The organism is Candidatus Nitrospira salsa, from assembly GCF_965152625.1.
Map to the genome: position 1 here is coordinate 1,545,439 of NZ_CBCUCO010000002.1, position 18,771 is coordinate 1,564,209.

The window sequence follows — 18,771 nt, forward strand, 5'->3', positions numbered from 1 at the left end:
TTTCGTCTCACTTTCAGTAGGTTGCGCAGGAGTTTGTCGCACGGTGAGTCTGCTAACGAGAAATCACGTCTTCATGAGTTATGGCGTTTTCTGACACGCCGTTGTGACTCATGACATCTGAAACTGGAAAAAGAGAGGGCAGAAAAAATTGATGAAGAAAATCAATCGAAGCGGCGTGAATTACTGAGGCTGTTGAATGGCAAATTGATAAATGATGCCGGCATCAAGCTCAAGACCTGCCCCACCAAACGGTGCCCCAACGACAAGGTGGTTTCCATAGGAAAAGAGTGTTTCACCAAACACATCACTGGCTCCGGTCGACGGAAGAGGATCATGAAGAGTGTGAATAAGCTTTCCAGGGCCATGATCAAAGACGTATACAACGCCGCCTTCAATTTTCCCTGATTCAAGAATTCGGTCACCTGGAGCGGCAACCACTAACCAGTCATCAAGAAGCGCGACTGACTTTCCAAAACGTGCGCGTTCCGTTGGACTAGGATTGTTTAAGATATGCAATAAGTCTCCGGACTGCACATCAAAAAGATACGCCAAGCCTTCTTCACGGTAGCGATCATGAAAACCAAGGGCTCCGATCAACACCACTCGGGCATTTGCGGCCAATGCCCATCCAAACATTAAGGAATCAGAAGGGTTGGGAGGTTCAAAGGTGCGAACCAGTTTTCCTGTTTTAGCATCATAGAGATACACCACTCCAGCCTCGTGCTGATCAACATGTCCAAAAGGTGCACTGACAAATATGGATTGTCCGACCAACACCACGGCATGTCCAAACTGCGTTGGTTGTTTCGCGCCATCACCTCTAGGATGAAATGTTTTCTGTAGTACACCCGTTCCTTCATGAAACAGGTAGGCCGCACCGGTGCGAAACCTGGTTGAGGTACTCGCTTGAGGATCACCCACCAATATTCGGTTGCCTTGAACAGCTAAGGCATGACCAAACACCCCGCTTGTCGGGTGCGGATTATCTAACGTGAGCCGCAATGCTGTCGTCCTTCGGTCAAAGATGTAGACCGCTCCGGTATGCGTCCTTACGGAATCTCGCCCATGCGGGGCTCCGATAATGACACTATGCCCGGTAAGGGCCACAGCTTGGCCAAATAAGGCCCCTGGCGTCATGGTCGGAATCGAATAGGTCTGAATTAAATTTCCCTGAGTATTAAAGAGATACGACTGACCGGTGTCATGGCCTGCCACGTTCGCATACGGGGCGCCCACTAATACCTGCCCACTGGACTCCATCACCGACATACCAAATCCATCGAGAAGCCGTGGAGAAGGGTGATGAACAGTGGCAAAAGGTTGTCTCAAGCTCACATCTGGATTGATGGTCTCAGTCTGTCCCGACGACCACAAGCCGAGAACAAATCCAAATGTCGAAATAATTGTAAAACAAAGACGACTCATGAACTTCATCAGAACATGAACATTGTGAGACTTGCAATACAGGGCAGGAAACAAAACAACCTAGTACAACAAAGAGAGCAGCATACAATTTGGTAGGACAGGTTAGGCAATTGTATAAAGACTCTGTCATATTAAAAATTATCTGTCAGACCCATCGCCTCAGAATGAGACAGATATTTGTTTTATCAGAATCGAATGCCACAGCAAGTGACTCCATCTACAGAGATTCCATGCTCACAAGGACTTACTCTGACTAGAGCGGGTTCAAAACTACGTTTCTTCAGGAAACGAACCAAGGTACAATGGCCTGGAGGCCACTTGGCAAGATATCTAATCCACCTATAAGCTGTGGGGTCATCAGACATGCTCGTGATGATCCGACAACGTACAGCTGTGGCAAACTGCAGCACGCCCACCATCCTGACTAGAAGGACAAGACATGCCGTCTCGAAATCAGCATAAAGGCTTGGCAATAGTAACAGGCGCCTCTCGAGGAATCGGTGCGGAATACGCTCAACGACTGGCTAGCCGTGGCTACCCACTCTTACTGGTCGGAAGAGATAAAACTCGGCTACAACAAGTCAGCGAACATATTTCACGTGATCATCACGTGAAGGTCATCATTGAATGCTTGGACCTTTCAATAGTAGGAGCTGCACATCAACTCTTTGCTCTGGCCCAAAAAAGCAAAACACCTGCTGACATCCTGATCAACAATGCAGGGTTTGGCATGTATGGGACATTTTCCGACATGCCGATGACGCGAATTCGAGAAATGCTTCAACTGCATATCACTACTGTCGTAGAAAGTACCCGACTCTTTTTACCTACCATGATAGAACGCCGGTCAGGAGCAATTATCAATGTTGCATCCGTGGCTGGATTCCTGCCTATTCCTTATATGACTGAATATGCAGCTACCAAAGCCTTTCTCATTTCGTTCTCCGAATCGCTCGCTGAAGAAGTTCGAGAATCAGGAGTCACCATTCAAGCCTGCTGCCCTGGGTCGACCGATACAAACTTTCACAACACTGCAGGGTACCGTCCAACCAACCCATTAGGATCCCAAACGGCTCAAGAAGTTGTGCAGGCATCTCTCACAGGACTCGACAAACACGGTTCCCGCATTACCGTTGGATGGCAAGGTTGGCTATCCGATAGATTCTCGAGGTTTCTGCCTCGATCGATGATGATTCGAATGGTAGGAAAACAAGTAAAACCACGAACACGAGATTGACACACCTCTCCCCGACTCACTGATCGATACACCCACACTGAAGTCATTTCAATACAAAATACTTGACAGCTCTGTCCCTTTTGTACGCCTAAGAAAGAACAGATAGGTTGTCATGGCCATACCATATCGAAATAGTACTGAAGCCAGGCATCTCTGAACCCACAAACCATCTAATCACCGTCTAGAAGTAAAAAATGAGAGATTACAGCCTATTGCAGATCGTTCTTCTCTGTTGCACACATCGTCCTTTTAGCAACAGATTCAAAAGATTCCAAACAATCAATCTTCAACGGTTAACAACCGATGAGGTACAGGAAGAGGCGCGACTTCAAGTAAAGAGAAAAATAGACAAGTATTCTCATCATTATCCGATTAACCAAATTGAAAAAAACATATTGCAACTGATGCAACGTCGAGGCAATCGATCGTCACGTATACGAAAATATTTCATATCAAGGGACTCCTTTGTCTTCTGATATGACAGGATGTCTCGTGACCTTCAACAACTGATCAGCAAGCAGGCAGCGGACAAGAGAATCAGAAACATTAAGGAATATACAAAATCTTCCAAGATTTGCAGTACGACTCACTAACTTAGGATTCATCTTGACCTTGCCATATTATGCGGCTTCCTCCCCTCATCACCATCAGTATTGGGTTGGTCTCATTAACCGTTATCACAATGATGCTGGGAAACACATTCCTCCAGGTGGTTCCAGACGAACGGGAGCGTGTCTTAACTTATCGTCGAACGCTCTCTGAAGCACTCGCGATTCAATATTCCACCCTGGCAAGTTACAACGATTTTGAGACCATCGAAATCGCGATGAACGAACTGGTCGAACGCACCCCTGATATCCTCTCTGCGGCTTTAGTCTCTGCAACTGGTGAAACTCTTACTGCGACTTCGCATCATGAGAGTTTGTGGACTCCTCCAGAAAACAACGAGTCCACGCTCGATCATGTCCAGGTTCCCATTTATCAAGATTTGGCAATATGGGGTATTCTGCAAATTCGCTTTCAAGCACATTCAGTCTCCCAACCGACTACATTCATAACGTTACCATGGGTTCCTTTCATCATCTTTGTGGCGTTGTTGGGATTCCTGGAATACTATTTTTTCATGAAACGCACATGGCGGCACTTGGAACCCTCTTCCGTAATTCCACAGCGAGTCCAGGCAGCCTTAGATAACTTAGAAGAAGGGGTGGTGATTCTCGATACACGAGATCACATCATCTTGGCCAATAGGGCCTTCCTGTCTCAAACAGGAAAAGAAATATCGGCTATACTTGGAACAAAACTCACAGACCTGATGTGGTTAACCACTGAAGAGTATCTTAAAGAAAAAACTCCATGGGAACTTGCACGCATTCAGAATCGTCCGCAAACTGGAGTCCCGCGTGTCCTAGTAGTTTCACAGGGGCTTCTCAGAAAATTGCTGATCAACTGCTCCCCAATGACCAACGAGTATAGAGAGGTGACTGGCATGCTCGTTTCGTTTAATGATGTGACGGAATTAGACCAGGCTAATGCCCAATTGGTGAGTGCCTTACACAGTTTGAAAGAAACTCAAACTGAAATCATGAAGAAAAACGAGGAACTCGAAAGACGAGCGACACGTGACCCGCTCACCGGATGTTTCAATCGCCGTGCCTTTTTTGAACAATTCGAGCAGGCATTTATAGCGGCAAGAGCCAATAGCGCAACATTAAGTTGCATTATGACTGACATCGATCACTTTAAATTGTTTAATGATCGATATGGTCATGCTCTTGGAGATCAAGTCATTCAGGTTGTGATCAAGACGATGAGTAAATGTATTCGACCAACTGATGTCATTGGTCGTTACGGGGGCGAAGAATTTTGTGTGATTTTGCCGGGCGCCGATCGTACAGTGGCCATGACAATCGCTGAACATATGCGCCAAAAAATTGAACTGGAAAGTGGCGCGAAAGTTCGAAATACCTCAGGCATACGTATCACCTCCAGCTTCGGAGTGGCGTCGATTAGTTCGGATCTCGTTGATCCAGCGGAACTCGTCGATCACGCGGACAAAGCGTTATATGGGGCAAAGGAAGGTGGAAGAAACCAGGTAGGGTTTTGGAATCACCGTCAAGGTATTGCTGAGTTGCCCTATTCTCCAGTCGCTGTACCGTGAATTATAGCGAATCCAAAGATTGAAAGTAGGTATGCTAGGACACGATACATGCAAGTCCTCGCGTTTCTCACATACATTCGACAACGTCACTCAATAATCCAACCGATCTTTGGATGACAGGTGTCCAAGTCCAGCTGAGGCATATCAACTAACCCCGCGCGATGACTCACTTCAAACAGTCGGAAGTTATTTGAAACGGCTATCGCTGAAATTGGATGATTTCTATCCGTTAGGCGGAATGATCCATGGTTGGCGACATCATTTCAAGCATGAGCGTCAAGTCTTCTTGCGCACACGTGATCTGCTGATCAATCTCTGCATCTGTCAATACCTGAAGTTCGGCTACCCGAATCGTCATCCATTGTCTCCAACATTCTCTCGGTAAATCCAAGAGCTGACATTCCATCACCACCCCGGCCATATGAAGAATCTCCAATTCCAATGTGCGTTCTGAAGCCTCTGACAGATTCATATGATATCGAGTTGATAATTGATAGTTGATGGGGAGATGCCATTTCGCTAATAACCGCGCACCCACTTCCGCAGCATCAAATCCCATGTGCTTCTGCTCAAGAGCTGGACGGATAAGATCTTCGGCCTTTGCTTGCTTGAGAACTTCGGCAGCAAGATCAGGCATTTTGAGATACAACACCAAATGCCCGATATCACTCAGTAATCCTCCGACAAATAACCGTTCGCTATCAACGAGGTTACATGTTCTTGCCAATGTTCGGGCAAGTAGTCCACGTTCGACGCAGCATTTCCAAAATGTTTTCATATCCATAATCGCTGGGGTGATCTGAGAAAACGTGGTGGCTAATGAACTGGCGAGTACCAGATCATGAATAGGCTGCATTCCCAAAATACTGGCAGCGCGCGAGACCGATTCGACCTTTCCGGACAGCCCGTAAAAAGGACTGTTGACCAATTTCAAAACTCGAGCCGTCATTCCAGGATCAACTGACAGTGCTCTCGCCAACTCAACCATTGAGGCCTTCGGGTCCTCGATCACATCCCTTACTCGAAGATAGACATCGGGCAACGTTGGCAGATCCTCACAGTTTTCTATGAGTGTTTCCACGGTCATTTCTTGTAGTTCACCCATGCTTGATTACCAGTTCGCCCTCACCCTATAGCTGATTCCATTAATTTCCGTACCCTTGAAGCGTTTGATACCGCGTTAAAAGTCCGTATGGTTAAGCTGGAACCTATTTGGATTCGCTATAGACAATTGCAGATCTGTTATTCATTTGATCGGTATTTGACGAAGCACTCTTGATAAAAAATGAAAGAAAGGAGAGCGTTGAAGGGAAAGAGACACGAACAGAGAAGTAACGAGCGTGACAGGAAGATAGCTAAAGAACAGCCAAAGGCCCCTTTTGTAACATGCGAGAGACGAGCGACAAGTTACGAACAACCAGTATGGTAGCTAGGTCGTCGCATCTGCCCGCTGCAAGGCTCGCATTAATACTGGGTCGCTCATGGCCACTTCGCTCAAGGCATCCATGATATGTACCTCCTTCGACTTCACAAGAGCTTTGGCTTTAGAGTACTGTCGCGCATTAAACCGAGCAACCGAGGGTTGCCCATTGATGATCTGACAAGCCAGGACTCCTCCTGTCTTCAGTTCGCAAGTTCCCCCATGATCTAATAATGTCCGCGCTTCAGCCTGACTCACTCCATGAAATTGTGAAAAATCTTCCAAACCGCTTGTCTCAACGAGCTTTCCATCAGGCATCACGCACTTTCGTTTAAAATGCTGCGACCAGTCTTTGCGAAAATCAATGTATTTTACATCACCACCACGCACAACCGACAATTCTAATTTGGCATAGTCGAGTCCAAGATTTCTTTGCTTTAATCGTTTTTTTAATTCTTCGGGAAGTGTTCGATAAAAGACACGAGCGGCTGCCTCCTCCATCGAAAGCCCCCAGCTCTGGCGTAACTGCTCGGCATCAGCATACTGCTCAAGATCTAATACCCACGTTTGTTTTGGGTCTTCTCCCGCTGCATCAACTTTGCAGACAAAGAGCCCCTTGGTCACCAGTGCCCCGGCTTGAGGATACTCATACAACCCGCCATCCGTTAAGAGTTGCGTCATCGTGTCCAGAGGGACTTCGTAACTTTCAGATAAGACTCTGGCATGGGCCAGGAGGTCCTCAGACTCTGTCATGGCACAAACCATGACATTTCCCGGCGGATCATGATCGGTATAATTTTCAAGAATATTATAGAGAATCGGTAATTTTTCTTTTTTCAGCGGACGTTTCTTCACCTTAAACATCAGAATATACTCCTCATAATAACTCGTTGCTCATGCCTGCGCGCTGTGCCGACTCCGCCATAGTAGCCTCTTGGCTATGGCGGCTGGGAGCGCTTCGGCGCGCAAGCGTGAATCGTCTCTTGTCTTTCGTGAAAAGCAAAGAGAGTTTTACGCAAGTTACGAGCGACGAACGACGTTTCACGAATTTGGCCTTGCTGAACGAGACTTTGTTAACACTCCATGTTTGCATTTCCTCATGACCCAATGGTACAAGAATGGCCGTTTTCAGCACAATTGTTCTTGCATTCGATTGCATGATGTCAAAGCACGATCTTCTTCACACCTTCCATACGACCAACGCGTTCCAATGGAATGAGCAAACGGGGTTTCGGCTCGCATCGGGACGGACCAGCCCCTTTTATATTGACTGTCGGATTGTATTATCTCATCCAGGTCCCCGTCACCTTGTGGCAAAACTCGCGTATGACTCTCTCCAACATTTAGCATTTAACCTCGTTGGCGGACTTGAAATTGGCGCCATCCCACTCGCGACCTGTATTTCAGATTATGGCTACACGACTCAGTCTCGCCGAGAGTGGCGAACATTTGTCGTCAGAAAACACGCGAAGGATCATGGCCTTGGCAAACTGATTGAGGGAACCTTCTCCTCCGGAGAAACAGCACTCATCGTTGATGATGTCCTCACAACCGGAGGGTCGCTGATTAAAGCCGCAGAAGCCGCAAGAGACGCCGGGCTTGTCGTCACCCATGCCCTAGTCATTGTCGATCGTTCAGAACAAGAAGGACAAGAACGGCTCCAACAGAACGGCATTCAATTAGTCCGTCTTCTCACCTTGGACGACCTGAAAAATACTCAACCGACTTGAGAGTTCATCGAACGACTGGGTGAGGTCAGTCTTGCCTGACAGTCAAATTCAATGCCCCACCAATTTTCAGTCACAACATCTGTCCCTGCCACGCCTTCAACCACCCGCTTTCGTCCACGAGTCGGCCCTTCTCTTCGTATGAGATAGGCACCATGACAGTACTGTCTGATCTGATGTAACGCATCCGTTCGGTTCGGCGACAATAAATGGCCGTCATGATTTCGGAAAACATATTGGACCACTCCGCCTCCCGCGTCATTTGGATGAAGAAGAACCCCGGCCCCACAGCCTAGTAGACCGCCAACTCCAAAGACGATTCCCAGCAAACTTGACCAACGCTTTACCAAGAGCATAAGATTTTTATAGGAAGTTGACGATTCTTGTTTCACAAACGTATGAAATGACAAGTAAAAGTTGATAATGCACATGAGTATACCGTTGCGTGAACGACTTATAAAGGAGACCTCAACATGAATCAGGTGAAAATCCTCATTATCGTCCCTCTTACTTTGTTTGTGATCTTGGGACTGAGCCTCACGAGTTCCGCGGCCCAACCCTATGTACTCAATGTGCAACAAGTAAAGGACGGACTCGACAAAGTCTCGGACCCCTTGCAAAAAGGGTTTGTCCTCGTTGACGTGAGAACACCAGAAGAACATCAGGAAGGGTTCATCCCGGGAACCGACTTTAATATCGATTATCGTGAATTACCACAGCGCTATCGAGATCTTGAGGCCAAACTCGAGGATCATATTGTTGTCTATTGTCAAACTGGACACCGCAGCAATATTGCCGCTAATACCTTAATGGAGCTGGGATACAAACATGTCTATAACGTCGAAGGGAGTATGAATGCGTGGCAGGAAGCCGGCTATGCCGTTGAACATCCTCGATGAGTGAAACTCATTGCATCTTAATTGCTCATCCGTCATGAAAAGACAGGGGCATTAGGATCGGATAAGACCGTCTGTTTCTTCCATCACTTTTGAATAAATCCCATCAAACTCTTGATGAATTTCGCGAAAGGCTGACAGTAATTCAGGATCAAAATGAGACGGTCTTGTTCGATCATTTCCATTCAACATCAAGTCACATGTCTTCTTGTGAGAGAAGGATAGTTTATACGGCCGCTTACTTCTCAGCGCATCGTAGTGGTCTCCTAACATCACAATTCGCCCGGTGAGAGGAATTTGTTCTCCCTTAAGTCCATAGGGATACCCGCTCCCATCCCATCGTTCATGATGGGTGATTGCCACCTCCCTGGCCATCTTTAACAATGGGGAGGAAGATCCCGACAACAAGCTCGCACCCAATGTCGGATGCGTCTTGATCATTTCCCATTCTTCTTCCTCCAACGGACCTTTTTTTCCCAATACGGCATCAGGGATTCCAATTTTCCCCACATCATGCATGGGTGCCGCAGCAAACAGTTGAGCTGCGGCTTCTTCGCTCCAACCAATGCATAACGCCATGGTTTTTGAATAATGGCTCAAACGTTCAATATGCCCTCCCGTCTCTTCATCTTTGTATCGAGAAGCCAAAGATAAACGGACAATGGTTTCCGCATAGGCCTGTTCTAATTCTTGGTTTTTTCGTTGCTCGGCATCGTAGGACTTTTTTAAGTCCCGGGCATAGGCTTTCAACTGTTGGTTGACTCGAGTGATTTGTCTCGCCTTTGCCGCCTCTCGCTGAAGCAAGGTTTTCAGATCTGTCGCATAGCGTGCGAGTTGAGAACGTGAAGCTTCTAATTGACGTTGAACCGCAAGATTTGCGTCCTCAGGGACTCTTTCAGGAAATGGGATGCCACCTGACACTTCGGACGTCATCCGGCTAACGCTTTCTGAACGGTCTGGATGAGTTCTAAAGGACTAAACGGTTTCTGAAGGTAGGAAAAGATTCCAAGTGTTTGGATTTCTTCTTGATGATCACGATTGTCTTGGCTTGTGAGCAAGACAACGGCAATACCGGCCGTGATGGAGTTTTCACGTAACTTCCGAACCACTTCAAGCCCCGTGAGCTCTGGCATCACCCAGTCCAAGATCACAAGGTCCGGTCGATGGGCTTGAATAGCCTTGAGGCCCGCGGCTCCATCTTCCGCCGTGTACAAACGATACTGTGAATCCTCTAGCGTAATTTCGACCAGTTCCCGTATATCATCGTCATCGTCCACGATAATGATGGTTTTCTCTCTGGATTCCATGTCTCTTGTATCCTTCGCAGTTCAACAATGACACAATCGTTAGGTCTGCGTTTCTTCATGCGGTTCTTGATCCTCCATGATCATCTCTGTGTTTTCTGGGCTGGCTTCGAGTTCCTGATCAGGCAATTGAGTTTCCCATGTCCCCCTATCTATCTTGCGAGCAACGGTGATAAATCCTGAATGGGCGACCATGCGATGATCAGGTCTTACGCTACGACCTTGAATATTCCATGTGCGGAATAATGTCTCAAATGTTTCAATGAGGGCAAACTCCCGCGTCTCCTCCAACGCCGCGACCGTTTGCATAACCTGCGGAATTGTTGGCACAAAGCTCAAGTACAGCCCTCCACACCGTAATCCTTGAACCGCATGTGGCACGACCTGCCACGGTTCCGATAAATCAAGCACAATACGATCAAAGAGACCTTCCCGAAGGTCGTCTTCATGAATCCCTTGAAAAATATCTCCCAACCTCAAGGTAAAGTTTGGGACTGCTCCCATATAGCGCTCAATGTTTTTGGTTGCGGTCCTGGCAAATTCGTCCCGCATTTCATAACTCACGACAGTCCCTTGATCGCCCACAGCCCGTAACAGGGCCATGGTTAACGAACCAGATCCGACGCCAGCCTCTAAAACACGAGCCCCCGGGTAGATATCGCCCCAAACAGTGATCATGGCTAAATCTTTGGGATAGATAACCTGAGCCCCTCGTGGCATTTTCACTGAATACTCTGCCAATGTCGGATAGATGGCTAGCATCGCTTTTCCAGTTGAAAGATGGACCATGGTTCCATCCGGTTGCCCAATAAGATCATCATGAGCAATCTTCTCTCCACTCAATTGGAAGACATCTCCAGCCTTCAACGTGAGAGCATAATGACGATCTTTTTTGTCCACTAAATGAATTCTGTTTCCTGCTTGTAAATGTTTCATATGGTGGTCATTCTAACAAGCAGCTTATCCATTTCACACCCACTCTTTTGAGGGATTCTGGTGGGGTGACATATCTCGTCGTTCGTATCTCGTATCTCGTATCTCGTTTTCCGTCTCACATCTCCCTTCTTACGCTTCACGCTTCACGAACGACGTTTCCCACCTGACGTCCTTGAGCCTTTTCCTTGACACCGTTCTAATAGGAACGTAAGATCCAAATAGACGGGCCCTCACTGTTGGAGCCCCATGATTTTCTTTCAGCCACCACCAACGTTCTCCATTTTCTTGAGTACCATTCGTTTTTTTTCTCACCTTGCATGGATTGTATTTTTCCTTTTGAATGGCTGGGACGCTCCCGTCGCCTATTCAAAGCCACACCAGGTCATCGTGGCAACGTATGAAGGTGTGATCAATCCTGTTGCGGTAGAGTACTTACAAGAGGCTATTCAGATTGCTCAAGACACTGAGGCAGAGACCTTGGTCTTTCAACTGGATACTCCAGGAGGGTTGGATACCTCAATGCGTATCATGGTCAAAGACATCACGCAATCGCAGGTTCCTGTTGTTGTTTACATTGCCCCCACTGGTGGCCGTGCCGCTTCAGCTGGTGTGTTTTTGACGCTCGCCGCACACTTTGCGGCCATGGCACCAGGCACCAACATTGGGGCAGCGCATCCTGTCGCCATGGGAGGCGGTGAAATGGATGAGGTGATGATGGAAAAAGTTGAAAATGATGCCGTGGCCTATATTGTTTCTATTGCAGAGCGCCGAGGACGCAATGCAGAGTGGGCTGAAAACGCCGTTCGCAAAAGCGTCTCAGTCACCGCTCAACAAGCCTTGGATCTCAAGCTCATCGATTTTGTTCCAGAAAACCTGAATCAACTGTTGCAAGACCTTGATGGAAAAACCAGTTCAATCAACTCGCAGGCGGTGACGTTACATACGGCCGATGCGCAAATACAAGCCTACCCGATGTCCTGGCGCTTGGAAGTCCTTAAGGCATTGAGCGACCCGAACATTGCCTATGTACTCATGACAATCGGGACCATTGGTGTCATCGCTGAGCTCTACAATCCCGGAGCCATTTTACCGGGCGTTGTTGGCGCCATTAGTCTGATTCTTGCGTTTTATTCATTACAAACACTTCCTATTAACTACGCCGGGGTATTACTCCTGATTTTGGGATTGGTGATGCTTATTTTAGAAGTCACCGTGACAAGTTTTGGCTTACTAGCCATCGGAGGTATCACATCACTCATCCTGGGTTCCGTCATGCTGATTAAAGAAGGCTATCCGTTTTACGAACTCTCCTGGTCGATGATTATTCCTGTTGTCGCCTTCACATCTGGATTTATTCTTCTCGTTGTGTCCTTTAGTATCAAATCTCTCAAGAGTCGCACCGTCACAGGAAGTGAAGGCCTCATTGGTATGACCGGCCTAGTAAAAACCGACCTGAATCCCGCTGGCACTGTTTTTGTGCATGGAGAACTCTGGGAAGCCAGGAGTGAGACCCCTCTTCGCACAGGAGATTCAATCGAGGTAACCAAGATCGAAGGATTAACGCTTCATGTCAAACCTTCAGTCTCACTGCATCCAAACGTGTAACTATGGAGGTTATCGTGAATCCATCGTATGTACTCATTCTCATAGGCATTATTGCGTTAATCACGAAGGGCTTCTATGTCCTCCGAGAATACGAACGTGCGGTCATTTTTCGGTTTGGACGATTGGCCGGTGGAATTATTGGCGCGCATGGGCCTGGCGTGATTGTTATTCTTCCGTTCATTGACAAGTTAGTCCGCGTGAGTCTTCGAACGGTCACGATGGACGTTCCACCACAAGATGTCATTACCAAGGACAACGTATCGGTCAAAGTGAACGCAGTGATTTACTTTCGAGTAGTCGACGCACAGAAAGCCATTGTTGATGTCGAAGATTATTATTACGCCACATCGATGATTGCTCAAACAACACTTCGCAGTGTGTTAGGACAAAGTCAACTTGACGATCTTCTTTCAAAACGCGATGAAATCAACGCAGATCTTCAACGCATTATTGATCAGGCTACGGAACCTTGGGGAATTAAGGTGTCAGCCGTTGAGGTCAAAAATGTTGACCTCCCTCATGAAATGCAGCGTGCCATTGCTCGACAAGCCGAGGCCGAACGAGAGCGTCGTTCAAAGGTCATTCATGCCGAAGGGGAATATCAAGCCTCTCAGCGTCTCGCCGATGCCGCCAACGTACTTTCTCAAAACCCTGCAGCCCTTCAGCTTCGATATTTAGACACCATGATGAACATCGCTGGAGATAAAACCTCGACTATACTTTTCCCGCTTCCAATCGATATCCTAAGCTCATTTGTGAAGGCAGTCGAAAAACCACAATCCGAAGATCGTTAAAAATTTCTCAGGTGTGAACATGTTCACTCAATACTTGCATCATCTATTCGTGAAGGAATATTTTGGATGAAACGTTTTTTTGCCGTAATTGGACTTGGCCGATTTGGCTACAGCGTGGCTGAAACACTGATCAATAAGGGATGTGAAGTCTTAGCCATTGATCGCGATGAGGAAAAAATCCAAGCCATTAGTGACATTGCCACCTTTGCCGTCCAATGCGATGCAACTGATGAACGAGCGTTGAAAGCGGTGAGTGCTCAAAATGTCGATGTCGCCGTGGTCAGCATTGGCGAGAATATTGAAGCGAGCATTCTTATTGTCCAAACTCTCAAGGAAATGGGCATACAATCCATTGTCGCGAAGGCTGTTGCGCCCATTCAAGGGAAAATCCTCAAGAACCTCGGTGTCAATGAAGTCATTTACCCTGAACGTGACACGGCCATTCGTCTCGCCCACCGACTCATTTCGCCAAATGTCTTGGAATACCTTGAACTCGCACCCGGATACAGTATCGAAGAAGTTTCCGTTTCTGATAAATTATCTGGGTTAAGTATCGGTGAATCCAAAATTCGTCAGCAACATAATTTAAATATCATCGGCATCAAAAAACAGGTCACACGCATGGTCAAAGGACGAATGATGGTCGGAGAATCATTTAATTTCACACCATCTCCCGATGAGATCATCGAAAAAGGCGATGTCTTGGTCCTTATTGGACGAGAAGAAGACTTTGACCGCTTCAGCGACGCCGAGGACGACAAGGGTTGATATTCCCCCAAGTACGACCAATACTGTAGACACCCACCAGAAAATCCTTTCTGATTCTAACTACTACCGTCTGTTCATAATAGGACAATGAAGACAATCACAAAGCTGATTTTGACGAATGTAGCGGTGCTACTGGTTGGCCTGTTATCAGTCAACTTCTTTTTCTCGATCATCATCGACGGAGTGTATCTCTATAACAAAACCTTTGTCCGGATAGGACAACCCCTGTATCGTGAGAGCCTGCCAGACCAAGAGTCGGCGCAACAAATCTTCCGGGAGCTTCGTCAATTGACGAAACAGTATGTTCCGTATATGGGATGGTCGCGCAAACCGTTTTCTGGTGTCACAACCCATGTGGATTCCCAACATGGGGAGCGCATGACCCCTCACACGACAAATCGACAAAGTAAAAACATTCACTTTTTTGGGGGCTCGACAATGTGGGGAAGCGGGGTCGACGACCACAATACCATCCCAGCTCACTTCCATACGCTCCATCCTGATTACCGAGTCTATAATCATGCGCAATCAGGATTTATCAGCCGACAAGGCTTGGCACGGTTAGTCAATCTCGTGAACCAAAGTCATCCGATGGATGTCATTGTGTTTTATGATGGGTGTAACGACCCACTGACGCTATGCCGAAGTGATGTCTCAATTAATGGACACCGAGAAGAATCAAAAATCATTCAAAAACTCGAGCATGGATGGGAGATGCCAAAAAGTTTATGGAATTCAACACAAAAAGCCATCCAAACGATTTTCAAGCAAGGACATCGTCCTCCTTCTCGATGTAAAGATAATCCTGACTATGCGAAAACTGTCGCGACCACTCTGGTCAATAATTGGAAAATTTCCAAAACCGTGGCAGCGATGAATGGGGCAGATTTCCATGCCATCCTTCAGCCAGTTGCAAGGTTCGGCAAACCGAATACTTCTTACTTAGATGAAGACTTCGATGGGTTAGAATGGAATGCGGTATATCCACATATCCAACACATCAAGCAACAAGAAAACCTGACCTGGCTTCACGATTTCTCCGATGCCTTTGATCGGAAAGAACCTATTTATATTGACCTGTGTCACGTCAACAGCTTGGGAAATGAAATAATTGCCCAAAAAATTAGTGACATCATTTCCCGTAGCAAACCTTCGTCATAAATTCGCATAGACATATTTCAACAGAGTGTTTTTAGGAATTTCTCAAGTAACCTCAGAAGACAAGGGGAATATGGGAAAACGAAAGAGAGTTCTGACACGCGAGGAAGAAACGGAAATCCCTAGTAACTTTCAGATGCTTGTTGTGAAACACCGAAAATCCGAGAAAGTCGATCAATGGAAGTCAAACGCTTAATCGCCACCATAAAAACTTTTCGCATACGACCTTCCGGACAATGAATTTCTTTCATGCCATGCCACGAATTGGGCGTTCGAGAAAAGAGCAGACTATAATTCCCCATGGCACGCGAAGGAATATTGTTATGGAATTCCTCAAAATCTGGGGCAGACTTGCGAGCAAGGGTTCCCCCATCATCAAGAATCAGTGTTTCCCCTCCCCATTCAGAATTCCAATCGGTCGGGGTACTAAAATAAAACAGGTGAGCGCCAACCTTATTTTTATGATCGCAATGGGGTGAGATGGAACAGCCATTCGGTGTGTAAAACCAGAAAAAATCCAGCTCAAACGAACGGCAATTAAGAAGGGATTTGAGGAATGCTTCATACCTTTTGCCTTGAAGCTCTCCGATAAATTCAGCCCATGGCGCGTTTAAGCTTAAACCCTGATGATACTTCAACGTATAACGATCATGACTTTTTTGACCGTATTTCCTCGCACGTCCAAACGTTGTGGTAAATAATGAGAGATCCGGCAAGGCATGAATCAAGGACTGATACGCCTCCTCATGCAACAGGCCATAGGGATTCACCCAAGGATAGGGCATTTGTTGCCGATAGGCATCAGCATCAATCGACTCAAGAACTTCTAAGTTAAGATAGGTCATATACGTGTACCGAAAATCAAAAATACATGGGAAACCATCTCGGACATCAACTATAGCAAATCCAAATAAGTTCCAGTTGTGCCTAGGCCACGAACGCTCAACGCATCACTGGCCTTGTCGTTTCAATCTTTACTGAGAATCCCTAGGTTCACTCACTATAGTGGTCATAGTGGCCCTAGACCACGAACGCCCAATGCACTACGGGCCTTGTATGTTCAATTTTTACTGAGAATCGTTAGGGTCACTCACTATTGTGCTCATAGGTGGTCTAGTGGCGACGATTGTTGTGTGATCATGCGTAACCTCAATAGCTAACTGACGTTCAACGCGGTCCTGCTCCTGAGGTGGCGACTTGAGGTCGCCAAGCCTGCGTCATTACCCACATCATACATTGGAAGTTAATTGAATCGGCAATAGCGCAAACTAAAGCTCACAACCCAAGATGTCAAGATATGACATGACGACAACACTTTTGAAGAATAGTGTGACGTTTTTCTTATCAGAGCAGAGGCTATGGACATTCACTCGATCTGGTTGACAAGGTTCAGAGGCCAACGGCAAAGAACGCCGGCTTGCCTACAGGCTTTAGCCCTCTTCGCATGCCTAGGCATTTCGACAACACTGTCGGCTCAACCGACATCAGAGACGATACCGGCGTACTGTGATCAGGCTTTACACCCTGTTATCATTACCGTTTTAGGTGTTCGCAACAACCAAGGCTCTATAAAAGCAAAACTGTATGGCGACAAACCAGAAGACTTTTTGGTGTCAGGCAAAAAACTTGATTCCAAACGTGAGTCCGCACAGGTTACATCGACACTGATTTGCCTGCAAGCGCCTCATCCAGGAACCTATGCCATTGTTGTCCATCATGACGAAAATAACAACAAAAAATTAGACCGAAACTGGATCGGACTTCCAATCGAAGGAGTCGGATTCTCGAAAAACCCTGAGCTTTTTTTTGCACCACCCGCTCACAATGATGTGTCGTTTCAGGTTCTTGATGGCGTGAACAGGCTGGACATCACCTTACAATATTAGGAACCACCTGGCGATTGAATCCTGCTTGAATTATCATGATTCGTACGACGCGGCCATATCTTTTTTTTCACAATGCCCAGTAACATGGAGAAGATCTGTGTCCAAACATTCAGATCATAGGGTTGTTCTTTTAAAGCCAATCCCACCAGTTCTCTTGCTCGACGCCATTCCCCTAATTGGATCAGCATTTTTGAGCCTCGTACATGCTCACACGCCTTCATCCACTGTTTTATTTTTGGTGTGAAATCATCAAAACACCCTGACGTATGCCAAGAGGCATGTCGCACTTGTTGGAACTCAACGCCGGGGTCCTTCTCATTCAAAACTGTTCGAGACTGGTTCACGCGAAAGTTTTCGATGGCTATTTCATAAAGTCTGGCTAGACGTACTTGGGTCTGACTCCACGAACGCTCTTGCATCATCGTGGCCCTGGCCTCTTGACCAATTCGTAGACTGAACTCACGATTGGCAGCAAGAGTTAATGTTGTTCTGACGAATTCGTCAGGACTATCAAATGGAACCACAAAGCCATTACGTTGATCTTTGACAATATCAAGAACAGCACCTACCGGTGTTGAAACACAAGGAATCCCGCTCGCCATCGCCTCAAGAAGCGGGACCGGCCCTCCTTCGATTCGAGAAGTCACCCAATAGACATCCAGGGCTCGATACATTCTAGCAATTTCATAATGGTCCAGTTGATAAGGAATGTGAACGGCCATAATGCCTTCTGCCTGAAGTCGACCTTCAAGGTCTTCCCATCCTGGCCCGATAATTAACGTGGCCAGATGGGGATAAGCCTGACGCATATTCTTCAAACTTTCGAGTAAACAATCAGTTCCTTTCCTCCCGTCATTATCACTCGTTCGTCTTCCCGAAAATCCAATCACAAAGGCATCTTCTGCGAACTTCAGTTCATGCCGAAGATGGCGTCGCTCGTCTCGACTTCCTGGATGAAAAGTCTCACAGTCAACCGCGAACGGGACAACCCCTAATCTCTGAGAAGAAATACCTAAGTCAATTAAATATTGATACCATTGGCCAGACACCGTCATGACCGCATCACAGTCCTCAAGATATTTGACGTTAGTACTGGCATCGATATGATGAAGCGTGGTGACAACGGGCAAACGACCACAAAATGGCTTCATCGTTTTCGTATTCAAAAAATGAACAAGGTCAAACGAAAGGGGAAAAGACCGATATCGCTTCGTATACTGCCTGATCACATATTGCGAACAAATGACAGCCTCGAGACGTGGGTTCTTCTTTGTCACTTGGTGAGCAAAATGACCAATCGTCCAATACATCGAATCGACAACTAAGAGAACACGAAGGCATGCACGTTCTTGAGGCCTCTCTGGATCACACGACTGAATTGACCACTGACTCAATGCTTAAACCTCCGGAATACTCTAGGCTTCATACAATATAGATTGTATTACAGAACGTGG

At 46.7% G+C, this 18,771-nt stretch carries 18 protein-coding genes; 9 read left to right on the plus strand and 9 right to left on the minus strand.

Translation table 11 applies throughout. From position 1 onward, the window contains the following. Positions 1–180 precede the first annotated feature (180 nt). Positions 181–1,425: a hypothetical protein gene (locus tag ACWQXP_RS08940; protein ID WP_454062475.1), complete on the minus strand. Its 1,245-nt coding sequence runs from the start codon at positions 1,423–1,425 to the stop codon at positions 181–183. 439 nt (positions 1,426–1,864) lie between these two features. On the opposite strand from ACWQXP_RS08940, the gene ACWQXP_RS08945 reads away from it, so the two are divergent. Both ACWQXP_RS08945 and ACWQXP_RS08950 read left to right on the plus strand, forming a co-directional pair. After that, positions 1,865–2,662, plus strand: a complete 798-nt coding sequence (locus ACWQXP_RS08945; RefSeq protein WP_454062476.1) for an SDR family NAD(P)-dependent oxidoreductase — start codon at positions 1,865–1,867, stop codon at positions 2,660–2,662. Between the two features lie 622 nt (positions 2,663–3,284). Continuing rightward, complete coding sequence (locus ACWQXP_RS08950; RefSeq protein WP_454062477.1) at positions 3,285–4,823, plus strand: sensor domain-containing diguanylate cyclase; 1,539 nt, start codon at positions 3,285–3,287, stop codon at positions 4,821–4,823. Positions 4,824–5,052: 229 nt separating this feature from the next. On the opposite strand, the gene ACWQXP_RS08955 is transcribed toward ACWQXP_RS08950, so the two are convergent. Both ACWQXP_RS08955 and ACWQXP_RS08960 read right to left on the minus strand, forming a co-directional pair. Then, entirely contained in the window at positions 5,053–5,928 is an 876-nt protein-coding gene (locus ACWQXP_RS08955; RefSeq protein ID WP_454062478.1) for an HDOD domain-containing protein, read from the minus strand. A gap of 324 nt (positions 5,929–6,252) precedes the next feature. Continuing rightward, positions 6,253–7,107, minus strand: coding sequence for a hypothetical protein (locus ACWQXP_RS08960; protein ID WP_454062479.1), 855 nt, complete (start codon positions 7,105–7,107; stop codon positions 6,253–6,255). A 293-nt stretch (positions 7,108–7,400) separates the two neighbouring features. Here ACWQXP_RS08960 and pyrE point away from each other — a divergent pair, with 293 nt between their 5' ends. Further along, entirely contained in the window at positions 7,401–7,973 is a 573-nt protein-coding gene (pyrE, locus tag ACWQXP_RS08965) for an orotate phosphoribosyltransferase (RefSeq protein ID WP_454062480.1), read from the plus strand. Here pyrE and ACWQXP_RS08970 read toward each other — a convergent pair. Continuing rightward, entirely contained in the window at positions 7,961–8,401 is a 441-nt protein-coding gene (locus ACWQXP_RS08970) for a hypothetical protein (RefSeq protein ID WP_454062481.1), read from the minus strand. The two genes, pyrE and ACWQXP_RS08970, sit on opposite strands and share 13 nt — an antisense overlap. A gap of 42 nt (positions 8,402–8,443) precedes the next feature. Between ACWQXP_RS08970 and ACWQXP_RS08975 the strand changes: the two genes are divergently transcribed. Next, positions 8,444–8,869 carry a rhodanese-like domain-containing protein gene (locus ACWQXP_RS08975; RefSeq protein WP_454062482.1) on the plus strand — a complete coding sequence of 142 codons (426 nt, stop codon included), beginning with the start codon at positions 8,444–8,446 and terminating at the stop codon, positions 8,867–8,869. Between the two features lie 51 nt (positions 8,870–8,920). Here the strand turns inward: ACWQXP_RS08975 and ACWQXP_RS08980 are convergent, their stop codons facing one another. From ACWQXP_RS08980 to ACWQXP_RS08990, 3 genes are read right to left on the minus strand one after another with little or no spacing between them, the layout of a single operon-like run. After that, on the minus strand, positions 8,921–9,799 hold the full coding sequence (locus ACWQXP_RS08980) for an HD-GYP domain-containing protein (protein WP_454062483.1): 879 nt from the start codon (positions 9,797–9,799) through the stop codon (positions 8,921–8,923). Then, the gene (locus tag ACWQXP_RS08985; protein ID WP_454062484.1) at positions 9,796–10,173 is read right to left on the minus strand and encodes a response regulator; all 378 of its coding nucleotides are present in this window, start codon (positions 10,171–10,173) and stop codon (positions 9,796–9,798) included. The genes ACWQXP_RS08980 and ACWQXP_RS08985 overlap by 4 nt, the downstream gene beginning before the upstream one ends. Positions 10,174–10,212: 39 nt before the next feature. Then, a complete protein-coding gene (locus ACWQXP_RS08990; RefSeq protein WP_454062485.1) occupies positions 10,213–11,106 on the minus strand; it encodes a tRNA (adenine-N1)-methyltransferase in 894 nt (297 codons plus the stop codon). Positions 11,107–11,352: 246 nt separating this feature from the next. On the opposite strand from ACWQXP_RS08990, the gene ACWQXP_RS08995 reads away from it, so the two are divergent. From ACWQXP_RS08995 to ACWQXP_RS09010, 4 genes are all read left to right on the plus strand, one after another. Then, the gene (locus tag ACWQXP_RS08995) at positions 11,353–12,711 is read left to right on the plus strand and encodes an NfeD family protein (RefSeq protein WP_454062486.1); all 1,359 of its coding nucleotides are present in this window, start codon (positions 11,353–11,355) and stop codon (positions 12,709–12,711) included. A gap of 14 nt (positions 12,712–12,725) precedes the next feature. Next, a complete protein-coding gene (locus ACWQXP_RS09000) occupies positions 12,726–13,505 on the plus strand; it encodes a slipin family protein (RefSeq protein WP_454062487.1) in 780 nt (259 codons plus the stop codon). A gap of 66 nt (positions 13,506–13,571) precedes the next feature. Further along, positions 13,572–14,273 (plus strand): potassium channel family protein, encoded by a 702-nt coding sequence (locus ACWQXP_RS09005; protein WP_454062488.1) that lies wholly within the window; start codon positions 13,572–13,574, stop codon positions 14,271–14,273. An 87-nt stretch (positions 14,274–14,360) separates the two neighbouring features. Continuing rightward, complete coding sequence (locus tag ACWQXP_RS09010) at positions 14,361–15,434, plus strand: SGNH/GDSL hydrolase family protein (protein WP_454062489.1); 1,074 nt, start codon at positions 14,361–14,363, stop codon at positions 15,432–15,434. A gap of 119 nt (positions 15,435–15,553) precedes the next feature. On the opposite strand, the gene ACWQXP_RS09015 is transcribed toward ACWQXP_RS09010, so the two are convergent. Next, on the minus strand, positions 15,554–16,276 hold the full coding sequence (locus ACWQXP_RS09015; RefSeq protein ID WP_454062490.1) for a hypothetical protein: 723 nt from the start codon (positions 16,274–16,276) through the stop codon (positions 15,554–15,556). Between the two features lie 513 nt (positions 16,277–16,789). Between ACWQXP_RS09015 and ACWQXP_RS09020 the strand changes: the two genes are divergently transcribed. Continuing rightward, a complete protein-coding gene (locus ACWQXP_RS09020; protein ID WP_454062491.1) occupies positions 16,790–17,317 on the plus strand; it encodes a DUF2141 domain-containing protein in 528 nt (175 codons plus the stop codon). Here ACWQXP_RS09020 and ACWQXP_RS09025 read toward each other — a convergent pair. Further along, positions 17,314–18,711 (minus strand): glycosyltransferase family 4 protein, encoded by a 1,398-nt coding sequence (locus ACWQXP_RS09025; protein WP_454062492.1) that lies wholly within the window; start codon positions 18,709–18,711, stop codon positions 17,314–17,316. The genes ACWQXP_RS09020 and ACWQXP_RS09025 overlap by 4 nt on opposite strands. Between the last annotated feature and the right edge of the window lie 60 nt (positions 18,712–18,771).